Here is a 17,071-nt window from a genome sequence, read left to right as displayed (position 1 = left end):
CATGGCGGGCAGTATCATCGTTAAGACTACCCGCATCACGAATACAAATTCCAGTGCCTACAAATATCGCCACTTTGGCCGTAAAATATCTCTGGCAGCCTTAACTACATTATTTCCCGGCCGGTTGGGCCGCCAACGCCGGGTCGTAACCTATATTATTTTCCCGCCAGTTGTGCCGCCAGAGCCGGGTCGTAACGACCATCAAGCTGAACGAACAGGATACGGCAGGACTCCTGCGATCGGTTGGACCACGCATGATTAGTGCCCCGCTGTACAACTACGCTGCCGGGCCTGAGCAGCACCTCTGAGTCATCAAGCACGAGATAAACTTCGCCATGTACGATCACGCAATAATCGACCGCCTCGCTGCGGTGCATCATGGGGTGGGGCGAATCGGCTTTTACCGTCAGCCCGTCGGTATAGTTAACCTGTTCAAAAAGATCTTTAATGCGGTTATCTTCCTGATCCAGATAAGAGGCATCAGGCGGCAGATCGACGAAGCGAATACGCGTGCCGTTGGTTGGCGCGTTGTGCATTACCGGTCCGCTAGTGGGATCCGGATCGTTATTAACCGGCGCGGGCGATGCCGACGTTTCCCAGACCTCGTGAAAAATCAGCCCCGGGATCGCTTCCGTCTCAATGACCGAAGGCAGCGAACCCTCGCTATAAATCGTTGATTTTCCTTTGGCGTCGTGTCCGGTAACAATGCGGTGGATGGCGGGTAACGGCATAGCGTACTTCTCCTCTGCGGCGAAAAATATAAATGCTCAGGCAATCCGAACATCCCTTTATTTCAGCCAGTATGTTTAAACATCTGTGTGACAGCGTTATGGCTGATGCAGCATAAATTGGGACGCGCCCATATAGCACGTCCGAAAAGTTTTAATCGCGCGTTATTAATGCTGCCCGGATGGCTCGGTGAAGTAGCGCAGCGTCCTGCTGTCATTCAGCATATGATCGCGCATGTAGTCCATATCAGCGGTGCTGAAATCCTTTTTTGTCTCCTGGCTGGTTTTTATTTCATTGGCTGCCAGATCGACGGAAAGCGCAGAGTGCGCGGTAGAAACATGGACGTTATCGTCGTCCAGATCCAGATAATCATATTGCGACCTGAGATTTTGCTGAAGCGCTGCTAAACGGGTTTGCTGCTGGTCGGCAACGGCCGGATCTTTGTCGAGAACGGTAGCCAGCGTGAGATTAATTTCAGATTCAAAATGATCGTCGAACGCCTGGCGGACGTTGGCAGCAAAATCTTTGATATCCGCTTCCGGTTGCAGATGAGCAAGCAACCCGCTTGTTTCCCCGTCACGAGAACGATAAGTGATGCCTACGCCAATACAGGGGCCGCATCCACCTGTCTCCATCTGCTGATTATCTCCTTTAAGCAAGGCGACCTGTCCCATCCCCAACAATCCTTGCCGAAGGTTGTCAGGGGCAACGCTTCCTTTAATGCCAGCCGCGCCATGATGCAAGCCGTTTAGCGGCCCTTGTAAATGGCGGGTTGCAGAGGCTGCCTGTTTATTCTGCTCTGTAGCCAGAGCGGGCGCCGATATGCCTGAACGATTAACCTGCACGCGTCTTCCTCAATAAAAGTGATGTGATATGAGGGGGCTTTAGTGTCCTTAACGCGTCAACGGTTCCCGTAAAATAATGGAATGGCCAGCCACCCGGGCGGAGCAATCGTTGTAAGGAACCATAAGTTTCACGTCGCCACTAAAGCGCTTTAGAAAATAAGGTGAACTTATGAAATTCGTTTCCGGCCAGCTAAGGCCATACCAAAACCCGAGCCAGGGAAACAGGTTACGTGAGGAAAGCACTACGCCGTTGCGCAGCGGAGAGGCTCACCAGGCCGGGCGGCCTGGCGGGCGTCGTCACAGTATGGATAGCGGGTCGGCGAATTTACATCTGCAACAACAGGTTACTGAGCTTGAAGAGCAGGTTAATAAGATCCGGGCAAAGGACGATCTCGAAGCCGCGCCCGGCACGTTCAGCGCTGATTTGCATCAGCATATGCTGGGCCAGCGTCGCTATGAAAAAGCGGCCACGGCTGATCTTTTGGGAACGCAAACCTGGAAGCGTATGCGGTGCGCGCAATTGAACGCTACTCCGGGCGGGCAGGTGGCCGCCGCGCAGTATGGGCTGGGATTTGCGCATGATGAAACAAGCGGTAAAGTCCCGTTCGGCAAGCTGGAGATCGGGCATGAAATGAATGGCTACTATCAGCGTATGGCGCCTTCGGGCAAAACCCTCAATCTGTGCCATCAGCTCTACCAGCTGCGTTATCCGCAGGCGAAGCAGCAGCAGCGTCTGTTTATCAACAGCGAATTTATGACGGATAAAATTGTTAAACGTTTCCAGGCCCAGCATCCCGGGCACGGGCCGTTAAAACAGGAAGCCGTCGCGCCGGGTATTATTGCCATCAGCTGCGACAGTGTGGATAACTGGCAAGCGCTGGATTTACTCGCTGATAAATTCGGCGCCCGTCCTTCGGCTTATCAGGTGGCCCGGAACGCCGTCGGCGCACAGCAGCAGCCTTTCATCAACGATCCGCGAGTACAGAATCACCTGACTGTTGCGGCGCTTCGCTCTCCTCATGCCCAGGGGCCGGTTACGCAGCTGAGAAAGATACCTGACTCGCTCAGCACCAGCGTGCTGGCCCGGGCGGATGCGGATATGATCGACGAACTTACCCGCATACTCAGCTACCCGCAGCTGGCCCAGCGTCATCAGCAAAATCCTTTGATTGCGCAGGGATTGCAGGGCATCCGCTTTATTGCCGAAGCCATGCCCGCGCTGGCTACGGACAGCACCCGATTCGGCAACGCTCACCGGGCGCTGATGGAGGAAATGCAGGTGTTGCTGGGCGCCATAAGCCCGTACAAGGCCAACGCCTTTAAGGCGTACGCTTCGCAGCGCATCCGCGAAGCGCTGCCGCCGCAGCAGGCGATGCAGCTCAATCCGATCGAACCTTTCTTGTTATCCTCAGGAATGCAGGCGCTTACGGAAGCCCTTGAGGCCGCCCTGATCGCCAGCCGCAGCGGATTAGCGCTCCTGAAGAACGGGGAAAAGTGCACGCAATTCTATTACGAGGCCGAGGAGTATGCGGACAGCTTCGGCAAGCTGGCCGATCCGCAAAAGCAGTCGCCTGCGTTTTACACCTCCTTCTGCGACAGCTTTGTCGCCCACAGTAGTCAACCCGAACACAGTTGGTCTTTGCAGGATATGATTGAGGGCATCGGGCAGGAGATGAAAAACCGCAAAAATAAAGCGGAGCCGCTTAACGTGGTTATTGACACCACCATTGAAAAAGAAGGAGAAATGAAGGCGCTAATGGGGACCTTTAGCGAAGCGTTAGCCAATAATGAACTCCGCTTATTCCTGTGCAAAAGCCATCAAAAGTTCGGCAATCTGGGCGCAACCAAAGTGCTGGGAGGGAGCCTGACGCTGGTGGGCGCGAAAACAGAGGGAAACGAAGCCCTACAAAAGCGGTTTCGCCATTACGAGGCCAGCCAGAACTGGTTTCATCATGGTGAAGGCCAGCTCCTTACGCACATTACTCATGCAGCCATCAGGCATGAGCCAAAAATGCTACAGCAGGCCATTGATAACGGTAACTTTATTGCTCAACACTGTTTTAACGGTGAAAACGAGCACGGCCGTTTTGCTGGTCACGATACCGATAAGCCTTTTTCCATGCTGAACACCTATAGCCTCGAACCGGAAGCGCGCTATCCCAGCTTTAAATTGAACGCAAATTCAGGGAAGGCGCAGCGCTGGTCGTACAGTCCTGCTGAGGTTGTAGAGAGTGATTTGATTCGCGCCCGAGGCTCCTTTGGCTTTACCGAAAGTACGATTAGCTCGATAGGTAATCTGCCGGGTTATGACGACAGAATGCTGCGTCTCAGTCACGGCAGCGAAACGAAACCTGAAAGCATTGAAAGAAACTGGATGCTGAGCAGGGAAATGCAGCTGGATCGTCCTTCTCTCACTATTGGGTCAGCTCTGCATCTGGCAAAACAGCTGGTTAACGATTCCCTGACGCCGGAGCAGCGCCGTTCGCTGCACGACAGGCCCTTCAGCGAAAAGCTGCGCCAGGCGGGGAAAAATGCCGCTCCGGTAATCAGTAATCAACAAAGAAATGAAGCCAGCGTCGCGGAGCTGCGCGCTACGGCGGCACTTCCTGAAAACTTCACGCTGAATAAAGTGGCTTCGATTGTGGGGTATCTTAACCACCTGATAAGCAGTGAGGATCTGACGGAGGAAGTGGCCTACTCGGACGATCGTCAGGCGCTGGATGAACTGCTGGGGGGATTTATCGATTCCGGCATGCCCGGCGTTTCCCGTACGGGTCGTGAACAGGCGGTCAGATTACGCTGTGAGCTGAGCCTTGAAGATATGTGGAGCGACGATCCCGAAACGCGGCGGCGCGGCACCGATCATCTGCTGGCGGCTTCCGACAGCCATATCAGCCGCGGCATGGGCGTGCTTAAAGAGGCGGTGCCGGATAAAGCCTGGCAGGAAATGCCGCAAAAAGTGCGGGACCGGTTGGTCAGCGTTATTTTCGACAGGCTGGATGTTAACAGTCAGCTCGAATTTCTGCACCATAACAGCCAGTTAACCGGGCGCGGGCAGTTTACCCAGGAGTGTGCCATGCGGCTGGCCGGCAGTCTGAACGCCAGTTCGCCGGAAGCAACAAGCCAGCACTGGCAGGCCACAATAATGCAGGCCATGCTGCGTCGGGGCATTATTACGCCGGGCAATAGCTGAGAAAGGAACGGGCCGCAGGAAAATCAGCTTGCTGAGCCGGGCTGCCATCGCCTGATTTTTTATGCTGCCGTGTAGCGCAGGTGCTAAAAAAGCGTGAGCGCTACTGGTTTTGGTTGTTCGCCAGCAGGAGCCTGTTTCTTCGGCCAGCGCCGCAAATCTTTTTGCAACGCTGCGGTATCCACACATAAATTGATTCAGCACGTCCTGATTTTTATGTTCCGCCATTGTCATGCGCAGCCATATCCTGCATCGTTACAGGCAAATTTATCTGCTAAGGAGATGGCATGCTGCTTTCATTTTTCCGTCTGCTGGTTGGGGTGCTCTACCGTACCCGGCTGGCTGGCGATCTTTCCCCGCTGCACCAGCCAAAGGTGCTGATTGTGCCCAACCATATGTCGTTTCTGGACGGCATGCTGCTGGCGCTGTTTTTGCCGGTTAAGCCGGTATTTGCCGTCTACTCTTCCATCAGCGAAAAATGGTATATGCGCTGGGTGCGCCCGCTGGTGGATTTTGTGCCGCTGGATCCGGCAAAGCCGCTGTCGGTCAAGCGTCTGGTAAAAACAATCGCGCAGGGCCGTCCGGTGGTGATTTTTCCCGAGGGGCGAATTACCGTCACCGGATCGCTGATGAAAATTTACGACGGTGCCGGTTTTGTCGCGGCAAAGTCGCAGGCTACCGTTGTGCCGCTGCGGATAGAGGGCGCGGAGTTTTCGCCGTTTGGTCGCCTGGCCGGCGTGTTTAAGCGCCGCCTTTTCCCGCGTATCAGCATGACCGTGCTTCCTGCCACCACCATCCCGATGCCGGAGGCCAAAACCGCGCGGGAGCGCCGCAGGCTGGCGGGAGAGCATCTGCACCATATTATGATGGAAGCGCGGATGGCGGTGCGCCCGCGCGAGACGCTTTATCAGGCGTTTCTGGCTGCCCGCACGCGCTATGGCTATTTCAAATCCTGTATTGAAGACGTCAATTTGCAGCCTGACAGCTACACGGGGCTGCTGAAGAAATCGCTGGGCGTCGGCCGGATCCTGGAGCGTTATACGTCGCCAGGCGAATACATTGGCCTGTTGCTGCCGAATACCACGGTGACCGCCGCCGCGATCCTGGGCGCGTCGATGCGTGGCCGCGTTCCGGCGATGCTTAACTACACCGCTGGCGTTAAAGGCGTGGGCAGCGCGCTGAAAGCGGCAGAGGTAAAAACGGTTTTCACCTCCCGTCAGTTTCTGGACAAGGGCAAGCTCTGGCATCTGCCCGAGCAGCTTACCGGGGTAAAATGGATCTTTCTGGAAGATCTGAAAGGAACGATTACCACGCAGGATAAACTCTGGATCCTCGGCCATCTTCTTCTGCCACGCCATGCTGAAGTGCAGCAGCAGCCGGAAGACGCGGCGATGGTGCTGTTTACCTCCGGCTCGGAAGGTCATCCTAAAGGCGTGGTGCATTCGCATAAAAGCCTGCTGGCGAATGTGGAACAAATCCGCACGGTGGCCGACTTTACGCCGCGCGATCGCTTTATGTCCGCGCTGCCGCTGTTTCACGCTTTCGGCCTGACCGTTGGGCTGTTTACGCCGCTAATGACCGGGGCAGAAGTGTTCCTTTATCCCAGCCCGCTGCACTATCGTATTATTCCGGAGCTGGTGTATGACCGAAACTGCACCGTACTGTTCGGCACCTCCACCTTTTTGGGCAACTACGCGCGCTTTGCTAATCCGTATGATTTCGCGCGCCTGCGCTACGTGGTGGCCGGCGCAGAAAAATTGCAGGAGGGCACGCGTCAGGTCTGGATGGAGAAATTCGGCATCCGCATTCTGGAAGGCTACGGCGTGACGGAGTGCGCGCCGGTGGTGGCCATCAACGTGCCGATGGCGGCGAAAAACCATACCGTCGGGCGTATCCTGCCGGGCATGGATTCTCGTCTGATTTCCGTGCCGGGGATTGAGCAGGGCGGGCTTCTGCAGCTGCGCGGGCCGAATATTATGAAAGGCTACCTCCGGGTAGAAAAACCAGGCGTGCTGGAAGCGCCGCAGGCGGATAACGGCGAAGGACAGATGGAAGCAGGCTGGTACGATACCGGTGATATCGTCAGCTTTGACGAGCATGGTTTTTGTCAGATCCAGGGGCGCGCAAAGCGGTTTGCTAAGCTGGCGGGCGAAATGGTGTCGCTGGAAATTGTCGAGCAGATTGCGCTGAAGGCATCGGCAGAAAAACAGCACGCCGCGTCGATAAAGCCCGACGGCAACCGTGGCGAAGCGCTGGTGCTGTTTACCACCGACGGCGAATTAACCCGCGACAGGCTGCAGAAGGCGGCTCGCGAGCTGGGCGCGCCGGAGCTGGCGGTGCCGCGCGATATTCGCGTGTTGCCGCAGCTGCCGCTGTTGGGCAGCGGGAAACCCGACTTCGTTACGCTGAAAAGCATGGCGGAACAGCCGGAAAAAGAGGCGGAAAATGCATAACTCATCCGGCAGCGAAAAGCTGCTTTCGCGCGGCATGATGGCGGTTATCGCCGCGCAGTTTTTGTCGGCTTTTGGCGATAATGCGCTGCTCTTCGCCACGCTGGCGGTGCTTAAAAACCAGGTCTATCCGGACTGGAGCCAGCCGGTGCTGCAAATGGTTTTTGTCGCCACCTATATCATCCTGGCGCCTTTCGTCGGCCAGGTTGCGGACAGCTTCGCCAAAGGTCGGGTGATGATGGTCGCCAACGGCCTCAAGCTGCTGGGCGCGCTGACTATCTGTTTCGGCTTTAATCCTTTTATCGGCTATGCACTGGTTGGCGTTGGCGCGGCGGCCTATTCACCAGCCAAGTACGGCATTTTGGGCGAAATCACCGGCGGCGAAACGCTGGTCAAGGCAAACGGCCTGATGGAATCCTCAACCATTGCGGCTATTTTGCTGGGATCGATCGCGGGCGGCGTGCTGGCGGACTGGAACCTGACCGGCGCGCTTATCGCCTGCGTGCTGGCCTACGGGCTTGCCGTAGCGGCGAACGTGCTGATCCCAAAACTGGCGGCGGCGAGGGCGGGGCAAAGCTGGCATCCACTGCGCATGTCGCTCAGCTTTTTCCACGCCTGTCGCGAGCTGTGGCGCAATGGCGAAACGCGTTTTTCGCTGGTGGGCACCAGCCTCTTCTGGGGCGCGGGCGTCACCCTGCGTTTTCTGCTGGTGCTGTGGGTGCCGGTCGCGTTGGGTATTACCGATAACAAAACGCCCACGCTGCTGAATGCCATGGTCGCCATCGGCATTGTGTTCGGCGCAGGCGCGGCCGCGAAGCTGGTGACGCTGAAAACGGTCGGCAGATGCATGCCGGCAGGCGTGCTGATTGGCGTGGCGGTGGTCTTTTTCGCCTTGCAGCACACGGCGGCAGGGGCTTACGGATTACTGATAGTTATCGGCATGCTTGGCGGCTTCTTTGTGGTGCCGCTGAACGCGCTGTTGCAGATGCGCGGCAAGGAGAGCGTCGGCGCAGGCAACGCTATTGCGGTACAAAACCTGGGCGAAAACGGCGCGATGCTGATCATGCTGGGGCTTTACTCGCTGGCCGTGAAGCTGGGTGCGCCGCCGGTAGCCACCGGCGTGGGCTTCGGTGCGCTGTTTGCGCTGGCGATTGCCGTGCTGTGGGGCTGGCAGCTGGCGCAGCATCGCGACACCAGAGTGGGGAAATAAACGGATTTTCAGAGCAAAAAAGGGGCGGAAATATTCCGCCCCTTTTTACTGGCTACCGTTAACCGTTTTCGTCAAAAAACGAGTTAAGGCGACGGGAAGGTGTAGCGGCGATGGATAGCTTCCAGCCCCTGCATCACTTCCTCATCCAGCGTCAGATTATAGCTGTCGATATTCAGCTGCAGCTGTTCCAGGGTAGTCGCGCCCAGCAGCGTACTGGCGACGAAAGGCTGCTGACGGACAAAAGCCAGCGCCATCTGGGACGGGTCAAGATTATACTTTTTCGCCAGCGCCACATACCCGGCAATAGCCAGCTCGGCCTGTTCGCCGCTGTAGCGGGTAAAGCGGCTGAACAGCGTGTTGCGCGCGCCGGCAGGCTTAGCGCCGTTCAGGTATTTGCCGCTCAGCGTGCCAAAGGCCAGGCAGGAATAGGCCAGCAGCTCGACGCCTTCGTGCTGGCTGATTTCCGCCAGACCCACTTCAAAGCTGCGGTTCAGCAGGCTGTAGGGGTTCTGAATAGAGACAATGCGCGGCAGCTCGTGCTTTTCCGCCAGCTGTAAATAGCGCATCACGCCCCACGGCGTTTCGTTCGAGACGCCGATATAGCGTATTTTACCGGCGCGAACCTGCTCGTTCAGCGCTTCCAGCGTCTCCAGCAGCGTGACCGTGGCGGTATCTTCCGCATATTCGTAGTTCAGCCGTCCGAAGTAGTTGGTCTGTCGCTGCGGCCAGTGCAGCTGGTAAAGATCCAGATAGTCGGTGTTCAGCCGCTTCAGGCTGGCGTCCAGCGCCTGACGGATGTTCTTGCGATCCAGCGCCTGGCCCGGTCGGATTGAAGCATCCGCACCGCGTACCGGCCCGGCGACTTTAGAGGCCAGCACCACTTTTTCGCGATTGCCGCGCGCCTTCAGCCAGCTGCCGATATAGGTTTCGGTTAACCCCTGCGTTTCCGGGCGCGGCGGCACCGGATACATCTCAGCGGTATCGATCAGGTTAATGCCGGAACGGAGCGCCAGATCAAGCTGCGCATGGGCATCGGCTTCACTGTTTTGCTCGCCAAACGTCATGGTGCCTAATCCCAGGCTGCTGATTTCCAGCGTACTGTGGGGGATGCGATGATAATGCATGTGCCGGCTTCCTTTTTTCATTATTAAAAGACCAGCCTGGCGTGCGGGGTAAAACTGTTGAAGCAAACGCCAGATCCGGCTTTTGACTATAACCGTCGGCCGCTACAGGGGGAAGAGCGGATTTATCGGGAAGTGCGGTGGGGGCCACCTGTCGGAAAGCGTCAGGTGGCGGGATTGGGCTTAGCGTTCAACAATCGATGAAACCTCATCGCCGTTGATTTGCAGCTCATGGCCGGAGCGATCGGTGTACTTCACCAGACCGGTATCCTGATCGATCTCCGGTTTACCCTGGGTCATAATCATCTTGCCTTCTTTTGTCGCCATCACGTAATCACTGCTGCAACCGCCGAGCAGCGTGGCCAGCATCAGAACGGCCGCGCCAGACATCAACTTCATACTTCGCTCCCTTAGCCTTCAATTTGCCTGCATCAGTAATAGCGCATTTTACAGAAAGCGTTAACCGCAGAACTCCTAAAAAGGCGTCACAGCACGACGAACTATTGACTTTGATCGTAAAAACAACGGGAAGAAGCCGACCGGCAGCGCCGGTCGGCCTGGTATCAGGCGTGGTTTTTTTTGCCGCGTAGCAGGTTAAGACACTCAACCGACATGGAGAAGAACATCGCGAAATAGATATAGCCTTTTGGCACGTGAATATTGAAGCTTTCCAGGATCAGGGTGAAACCTACCAGGATCAGGAAAGTCAGCGCCAGCATTTTTACTGAAGGATGGCGGTCAACAAATTCACCGATAGCGCGGGCGGCAAACATCATCACGCCCACTGCAATTACCACGGCCGCCATCATAATAATCAGATGATCGGACAGGCCAACGGCAGTAATTACCGAATCAAGACTGAAGATAATATCCAGCAGCATAATCTGCACAATCGCGCCGGCGAAGGAATGAACATTGCTTTTATGTTCTTCTTCACCGCCTTCTATTGTTTCGTGGATCTCCATACTGGACTTCCACAGCAGAAAAAGCCCCCCGAACAGCAGGATTAAATCGCGCGCGGAAAAAGAGTGGTCCATCAGCGTAAACAGCGGCGTGGTCAGGCGAATGACCCAGGCAATCGAGGCCAACAGACCCAGACGCATCAGCATGGCGCCCGCCAGGCCGATACGGCGCGCGGCGTTCTGCTGCTGTTTGGGAAGTTTAGCCACCACCAGAGAAAGAAAAATAATATTATCAATACCCAGAACGATTTCCAGAATCGTCAGTGTACCCAGCGCCAGCCAGGCGTTGGGATCGGCAATCCAGTCAAACATACAACGTTGCATCCTAAACGAAAGTTAAACGAAGAGTATACTCATCCGGATGCCGCTCAGCTAAAGCTTTACAGTAAAAAATGACGTGCCAGTAAGGGCGCGGTGAAAGCCTTTTTCAGGTAGAAGCCCCTGGGCAGCGTCATTACCGGCTGGCCGTTTTCGCCAATGCCTTCCGTCAGGGCTTTGCTGTTGGCGGCTTTGGGCCGGATTTGCAGCACTTCGCCGTGGCGGGCGGTAATACGCTCTACCTGTCCCAGCACGATCATATCCATCAGCTCTTCCCAGTCGCGCCGCAGCAGCAGCTCTTCTTCTTCACTGGGACTCCACAGCAGCGGGGCGCCGACGCGACGTTCGGCCAGCGGAATTGCCCGATCGCCTTCTACCGGGATCCATAATACTCTCGCCAGCTTATGTCGCACATGGCTGGTTTCCCAGACCAGACCGCTGTTGCCGGTCAACGGCGCCACGCAAACAAAGGTGGTTTCCAACGGGCGGCCCTGCGCGTCGACAGGAATAGTTTTCAGCTCCACGCCGATGTCGGCAAAATCCTGTTCTGGTTTGCTGCCTGCGCTGGCGCCCAGATAGCGTTCCAGTAGCATACCCACCCAGCCCTTATCGCGACGCAGGTCGCGCGGTATCGTAAGGCCCGCTCTCAACGCCAGTTCGCCCAGCGTAAAGCCAGCCAGCTGGCGCGCGCGTTCCAGTAACGCGGCTTCGTTTTCCGGCGGTAAAACCGGAGAAAAATAGTCTGGCATCGCCTGCTCTTGGTTGTTGGTTAAAAAATGAACAGTAGTTTTCCATATTAAAAGGGATGCGTTCATCCCTGAGGAAAAGCGCAATAATAGCATGATTAATCGCGGCTTTTTTTTGTCACTTTGCGGCCGCGATCGGGAAGTTGAAAAGGTTATGCCTGCCTGCGCACCGACAATGAACAGGATCTTACACGTAGTTATCCACAGAAAAATGGGATAAGTCGATTTTTAAAATAATACTGTTTCGATTTACAGGCTTGACGCGGCGGTTTTACCCGGGTTACCGCATTTTTTGCTTAGGATAGCAACATATCCTGTGGATAAAAAAGTCGGTGTTCGATCTTTCGCCACCTGCCTGGTGTCGTTATTGATCGGGGGCCCTGAAACAGCAGAAGGACGCGGTAGAATTGGATAAATCTCAATATTTATAATGCGTTAACCAAAGTATTAACCTTAGGCTAAAAGGCGCCACTCTGAGTTTTCCCCAGCGGCCAGGAGAGTTCTGCACAAAGATATCCACAGAAAAGGTGAATAAGATCGCGCAAAAGTGGCGATTTCTGTTTATAACTCTACGAATGTTCGCAAGTTATCCCGCGAATGCCGTCAGTAACGGCCCAAAAGCAGTGGTTTACCGTCTGTAAGGAGTATGAAACAATCAGGCTATCCGAGTATTAGTTTTGAGGTAGTCCAGTGATCGATGATGATGGCTACCGCCCGAATGTTGGTATCGTAATTTGTAACAGGCAGGGACAAGTGTTGTGGGCCAGAAGGTATGGCCAGCACTCCTGGCAGTTTCCTCAGGGAGGCATCAACCCTGGCGAAACGGCAGAACAGGCGATGTATCGAGAACTCTTTGAGGAAGTCGGTTTGCACCGCAAAGATGTGCGCATCCTTGCCTCTACCCGGAACTGGTTACGCTATAAGTTGCCGAAACGTTTGGTGCGTTGGGACACAAAGCCGGTTTGTATCGGCCAGAAACAGAAGTGGTTTCTTCTGCAACTCTTGTGCAATGACGCGGATATCAACATGCAAACCAGCAGCACGCCGGAGTTCGACGGCTGGCGCTGGGTGAGCTTCTGGTATCCTGTACGTCAGGTTGTCTCTTTTAAACGCGACGTTTATCGCCGGGTGATGAAGGAGTTCGCCAGCGTGGTGATGCCCCTGCAGGAGAATGCCGTACCGCGAAATACGCCTTATCGACGGAAGAGAGGGTAAGCCGCTCAGATATGCTTATACAGCTGCGCGAGATAGTGGAGAAAGTGGCAGGAGCGCCCCGGCTGACCGAGGCGCTCGACATTCTGGTCAGCGAAATCTGCCTGGCAATGGATACCGAAGTCTGTTCGGTCTACCTGGCCGATCACGACCGTCGCTGCTATTACCTGATGGCGACGCGCGGCCTGAAAAAGCCGCGCGGCCGCACCGTCGCGCTGGCTTTCGACGAAGGGATCGTCGGGCTGGTAGGGCGTCTGGCTGAACCTATCAACCTTGCCGATGCGCAAAGTCATCCCAGCTTCAAATATATTCCTTCCGTAAAAGAAGAGCGCTTCCGTTCTTTTCTCGGCGTGCCGGTTATCAGCCGCCGCCAGCTGCTGGGCGTACTGGTCGTTCAGCAGCGCGAGCACCGCCAGTTTGACGAGAGCGAAGAATCGTTTCTGGTGACGCTGGCTACGCAAATGGCCACTATTCTCTCTCAATCGCAGCTTAATACGCTGTTCGGACAGTACCGGCAAACCCGCGTGCGTGCCCTGGCCGCCGCGCCGGGCGTGGCGGTGGCCGCAGGCTGGGTAGAAAGCAACCAGCCGTCGCTGGATACCGTTTCGGCGGCCTCCACGCTGGATGCGGTGCGCGAGCGCGAAAGGCTGTCGCTGGCGATGGACGAGGCTTCCGGCGAGTTTCGCCGCTACAGCAAACGTTTCACCTCCAGCGTGCATAAAGAAAGCGCCGCCATTTTCGATCTCTATTCGCACCTGCTCAGCGACAACAGGCTGAAAAAAGATCTCTTTGCGGAGATCGACAACGGCTTCGTGGCGGAATGGGCGGTAAAGAAGGTCATTGAGAAGTTTGCCGCCCAGTTTGCCAGCCTGCAGGATAGCTATCTGCGTGAAAGGGCGGGCGATCTGCGCGCGCTGGGGCAGCGTTTGCTGTTTCACCTCGATGACACCATGCAGGGCACCAATACCTGGCCCGAACGCTTCGTGCTGGTGGCCGACGAGCTGACCGCCACGACGCTGGCCGAGCTGCCGCACGATCGCCTGGCAGGCGTGGTGGTCAGGGATGGCGCGGCCAACTCGCACGCGGCGATTATGGTGCGCGCGATGGGCATTCCGACCGTGATGGGCGCGGATATTCAGCCCGAGGCGCTCAACGGCAGGCTGCTGATCGTGGACGGCTATCGCGGCGAGCTGCTGGTGGATCCGGAACCGGTGCTGGTGCAGGAATATCAGCGGCTGATCAGCGAAGAAAACGAGCTGAGCAAGCTGGCGGAAGACGTGGTGGAGCGGCCTGCGACGCTGAAGTCGGGCGAGCCGGTAAAAGTGATGCTCAACGCGGGCCTGAGCGCGGAGCATGAGCAGGCGCAGGGCGGTCGCGTGGATGGCGTCGGGCTTTACCGTACGGAAATCCCCTTTATGCTGCAAAACGGTTTCCCTTCCGAAGAGGAGCAGGTCGCGCAGTATCAGGGGATGCTGCAACTCTTCCTGGAAAAGCCGGTTACGCTGCGCACGCTGGATATCGGCGCTGACAAACAGCTGCCCTACATGCCGATAAGCGAGGAGAACCCTTGCCTGGGCTGGCGCGGTATCCGACTAACGCTGGATCAGCCGGAGATTTTTCTGGTCCAGGTACGCGCCATGCTGCGCGCTAACGTCGCCAGCGACAACCTCAGCATTCTGCTGCCGATGATCACCAGCATTGATGAAATCGACGAGGCGCTCAGGCTGATCGAACGAGCCGGAAAGGAAGTGGAAGAGATGCTGGGCTACCCGATTCCCAGGCCGCGCGTCGGCGTGATGATTGAGGTACCCTCGATGATCTTTATGATCGGCCACCTGGCAAAGCGGGTCGATTTTATCTCCGTCGGCACTAACGATCTGACGCAGTACCTGCTGGCCGTCGATCGCAACAATACGCGCGTCGCCAGCCTTTACGACAGCCTGCATCCGGCGATGCTGCGCGCGCTGAAAACCATTGCGGAAGAGGCGAAGCGGGCCAATATCGAACTCTGTCTGTGCGGCGAAATGGCGGGCGATTCCAGCTGCGTCGCCCTGCTGGTGGGGCTGGGCTATCACCATCTGAGCATGAACGGACGCAACGTCGCCAGGGTGAAATATCTTCTGCATCATATTGATTACGAAGAGGCGCAGAAGCTGGCGGAAGCGGGCCTGCAGGCGGAACAGGCAAATGAGGTGCGCCACCTGGTCGCCGCCTTTATGGAACGGCGCGGGCTGGGCGGTCTGATCCGCGGTGGTCGATAGTTCTCTTATTAAAGTTTACAAAGTTCCATCGGGCCGCCTTCGTGCGGCCTGTGCTATGATGCGCGCCTCTGCGCGGCGCCGCACGCGCGCTTTATTCATTCCGTCACCTGAAATCAGGGACTATTAATAATGGTGAAAGATGACTAACGGCTATCTGGCTTTCCCCCAATTTGATCCGGTAATTTTCTCCGTCGGGCCGATCGCCCTGCACTGGTATGGCCTGATGTATCTGGTCGGCTTTATCTTTGCCATGTGGCTGGCCGTACGCCGCGCCAACAAGCCGGGCAGCGGCTGGAAAAAAGAAGAGGTTGAGAATCTGCTCTATGCGGGGTTCCTCGGCGTCTTCCTGGGCGGCCGCATCGGCTACGTGCTGTTTTATAATATGCCGCTGTTTCTGGATAATCCGCTCTATCTGTTCAAGGTCTGGGATGGCGGCATGTCGTTCCACGGCGGCCTGCTGGGCGTTATCTGCGTGATGCTGTGGTTCGCCCACCGTACCAAACGCAACTTTTTCCAGGTGGCGGATTTTATCGCGCCGCTGATCCCTTTCGGGCTGGGCGCCGGCCGTCTGGGCAACTTTATCAATGGTGAACTCTGGGGACGCGTAGCGCCCGATCTGCCATGGGCGATGCTGTTTCCCGGCTCGCGCGGCGAAGACGTAGCGCTGGCCTCCACCCATCCTGAATGGCAGTCGCTGCTGGCTACTTACGGCGTGCTGCCGCGCCATCCTTCTCAGCTCTATGAACTGCTGCTGGAAGGCGTGGTGCTGTTTATCATTTTGAACGTTTTTATCCGTAAAAATCGTCCGATGGGCGCGGTATCAGGCTTGTTCCTGATCGGCTACGGCGTATTCCGCTTTATCGTGGAGTATTTCCGTCAGCCAGACGCCCAGCTGGGCCTGTTCGACAATTTTATCAGCATGGGGCAAATCCTTTCGACGCCGATGATTATCGCCGGCGCGATTATGATGATTTGGGCGTATCGCCGCCGTACCGTGCAACACGTTCGTGAGGAAAAATGAAACAGTATCTGGAATTAATGCAGAAAGTGCTCAACGAGGGCACGCCGAAAAATGACCGTACCGGTACCGGCACGCTGTCGATTTTTGGTCATCAGATGCGTTTCAACCTGCAGGAAGGCTTTCCGCTGGTGACCACCAAGAAGTGCCATTTGCGTTCGATTATCCATGAGCTGCTGTGGTTTCTGAAGGGCGACACCAATATCGCCTATCTGAAAGAAAATAAAGTGACCATCTGGGACGAGTGGGCCGATAAAAACGGCGACCTTGGCCCGGTATACGGCAAGCAATGGCGCAGCTGGGGCGCGCCGGACGGCCGCCAGATTGATCAGCTGGCAAAAGTGATGGAGCAGCTGAAAAACGATCCGGACTCGCGCCGCATCATCGTCTCCGCGTGGAACGTGGGCGAGCTTGACGAGATGGCGCTGGCGCCGTGCCATGCCTTCTTCCAGTTCTACGTGGCGGACGGCAAGCTTTCCTGCCAGCTCTATCAGCGCTCTTGCGATGTGTTCCTTGGCCTGCCGTTTAATATCGCCAGCTATGCGCTGCTGGTGCATATGGTGGCGCAGCAGTGCGATCTGGAACCGGGCGACTTTGTCTGGACGGGCGGCGACACGCACCTCTACAGCAACCATCTGGAGCAGGCGAATCTGCAGCTGACCCGCGAGCCGCGTGAGATGCCGAAGCTGGTGATCAAACGTAAACCCGCTTCGCTGTTTGATTATCGTTTTGAAGATTTCGATATCGAAGGTTACGATCCGCATCCTGCCATTAAGGCGCCGGTCGCCATCTGACCGACTAAGGGAGCGAGCTTTCGCTCCCTTTTTTACGACCCGACAAAGCTGCTGCCGTTCTCTCTGCTGTACTAAATTTAAGTATCCCCGTGTTGCCACCGTTATTTCTGCCTTTTTCTTTCCTGCCCAGAGCTTAAGCGCCGCTATCTTGCCGCTGCCGTTCTCTTAACCGCTTTCTTTTCTGCCCGGAGCTTAAGCGCCCATCTGTCTGAACT

Annotated in this window: 13 protein-coding genes; 7 read left to right on the top strand and 6 right to left on the bottom strand. The window is 56.3% G+C overall.

The features are described 5' to 3' along the window. Window positions 1-155: 155 nt before the first annotated feature. Together AB3U87_RS02015 and AB3U87_RS02010 are read right to left on the bottom strand one after the other, a co-directional pair. Window positions 156-731 carry a cupin domain-containing protein gene (locus AB3U87_RS02015; RefSeq protein ID WP_253458721.1) on the bottom strand — a complete coding sequence of 192 codons (576 nt, stop codon included), beginning with the start codon at window positions 729-731 and terminating at the stop codon, window positions 156-158. A gap of 165 nt (window positions 732-896) precedes the next feature. After that, window positions 897-1,364: a hypothetical protein gene (locus tag AB3U87_RS02010; RefSeq protein ID WP_253458725.1), complete on the bottom strand. Its 468-nt coding sequence runs from the start codon at window positions 1,362-1,364 to the stop codon at window positions 897-899. A 379-nt stretch (window positions 1,365-1,743) separates the two neighbouring features. Between AB3U87_RS02010 and AB3U87_RS02005 the strand changes: the two genes are divergently transcribed. The 3 genes from AB3U87_RS02005 (at window position 1,744) to lplT (ending at window position 8,424) form a co-directional block, all read left to right on the top strand. After that, a complete protein-coding gene (locus AB3U87_RS02005; RefSeq protein WP_394148227.1) occupies window positions 1,744-4,767 on the top strand; it encodes a hypothetical protein in 3,024 nt (1,007 codons plus the stop codon). Window positions 4,768-5,051: 284 nt separating this feature from the next. Beyond that, entirely contained in the window at window positions 5,052-7,217 is a 2,166-nt protein-coding gene (gene aas, locus AB3U87_RS02000) for a bifunctional acyl-ACP--phospholipid O-acyltransferase/long-chain-fatty-acid--ACP ligase (protein ID WP_301252539.1), read from the top strand. Next, window positions 7,210-8,424 (top strand): lysophospholipid transporter LplT, encoded by a 1,215-nt coding sequence (lplT, locus tag AB3U87_RS01995; RefSeq protein ID WP_394148225.1) that lies wholly within the window; start codon window positions 7,210-7,212, stop codon window positions 8,422-8,424. The genes aas and lplT overlap by 8 nt, the downstream gene beginning before the upstream one ends. 83 nt (window positions 8,425-8,507) lie before the next feature. On the opposite strand, the gene AB3U87_RS01990 is transcribed toward lplT, so the two are convergent. From AB3U87_RS01990 to mutH, 4 genes are all read right to left on the bottom strand, one after another. Next, window positions 8,508-9,548, bottom strand: a complete 1,041-nt coding sequence (locus AB3U87_RS01990) for an NADP(H)-dependent aldo-keto reductase (RefSeq protein ID WP_301252541.1) — start codon at window positions 9,546-9,548, stop codon at window positions 8,508-8,510. A gap of 180 nt (window positions 9,549-9,728) precedes the next feature. Next, window positions 9,729-9,944 (bottom strand): YgdI/YgdR family lipoprotein, encoded by a 216-nt coding sequence (locus tag AB3U87_RS01985; RefSeq protein WP_125287384.1) that lies wholly within the window; start codon window positions 9,942-9,944, stop codon window positions 9,729-9,731. A 164-nt stretch (window positions 9,945-10,108) separates the two neighbouring features. Beyond that, entirely contained in the window at window positions 10,109-10,819 is a 711-nt protein-coding gene (locus tag AB3U87_RS01980; protein ID WP_253458743.1) for a TerC family protein, read from the bottom strand. Window positions 10,820-10,887: 68 nt separating this feature from the next. After that, window positions 10,888-11,574: a DNA mismatch repair endonuclease MutH gene (mutH, locus tag AB3U87_RS01975; RefSeq protein ID WP_253458745.1), complete on the bottom strand. Its 687-nt coding sequence runs from the start codon at window positions 11,572-11,574 to the stop codon at window positions 10,888-10,890. 687 nt (window positions 11,575-12,261) lie between these two features. On the opposite strand from mutH, the gene rppH reads away from it, so the two are divergent. The 4 genes from rppH (at window position 12,262) to thyA (ending at window position 16,856) form a co-directional block, all read left to right on the top strand. Further along, on the top strand, window positions 12,262-12,786 hold the full coding sequence (gene rppH, locus AB3U87_RS01970; RefSeq protein WP_125287387.1) for an RNA pyrophosphohydrolase: 525 nt from the start codon (window positions 12,262-12,264) through the stop codon (window positions 12,784-12,786). A gap of 11 nt (window positions 12,787-12,797) precedes the next feature. Beyond that, window positions 12,798-15,044 carry a phosphoenolpyruvate--protein phosphotransferase gene (gene ptsP, locus AB3U87_RS01965; protein WP_253458747.1) on the top strand — a complete coding sequence of 749 codons (2,247 nt, stop codon included), beginning with the start codon at window positions 12,798-12,800 and terminating at the stop codon, window positions 15,042-15,044. A 139-nt stretch (window positions 15,045-15,183) separates the two neighbouring features. Then, the gene (gene lgt / locus AB3U87_RS01960; RefSeq protein WP_394148223.1) at window positions 15,184-16,065 is read left to right on the top strand and encodes a prolipoprotein diacylglyceryl transferase; all 882 of its coding nucleotides are present in this window, start codon (window positions 15,184-15,186) and stop codon (window positions 16,063-16,065) included. Next, a complete protein-coding gene (gene thyA, locus AB3U87_RS01955; protein ID WP_253458753.1) occupies window positions 16,062-16,856 on the top strand; it encodes a thymidylate synthase in 795 nt (264 codons plus the stop codon). Before lgt ends, thyA begins: the two co-directional genes overlap by 4 nt. Window positions 16,857-17,071 lie beyond the last annotated feature (215 nt).

It is taken from the genome of Erwinia plantamica, from assembly GCF_043420595.1.
Taxonomy (GTDB): Bacteria; Pseudomonadota; Gammaproteobacteria; order Enterobacterales; family Enterobacteriaceae; genus Erwinia; species Erwinia aeris.
This window is presented reverse-complemented; position numbering and strand designations above follow the sequence as displayed.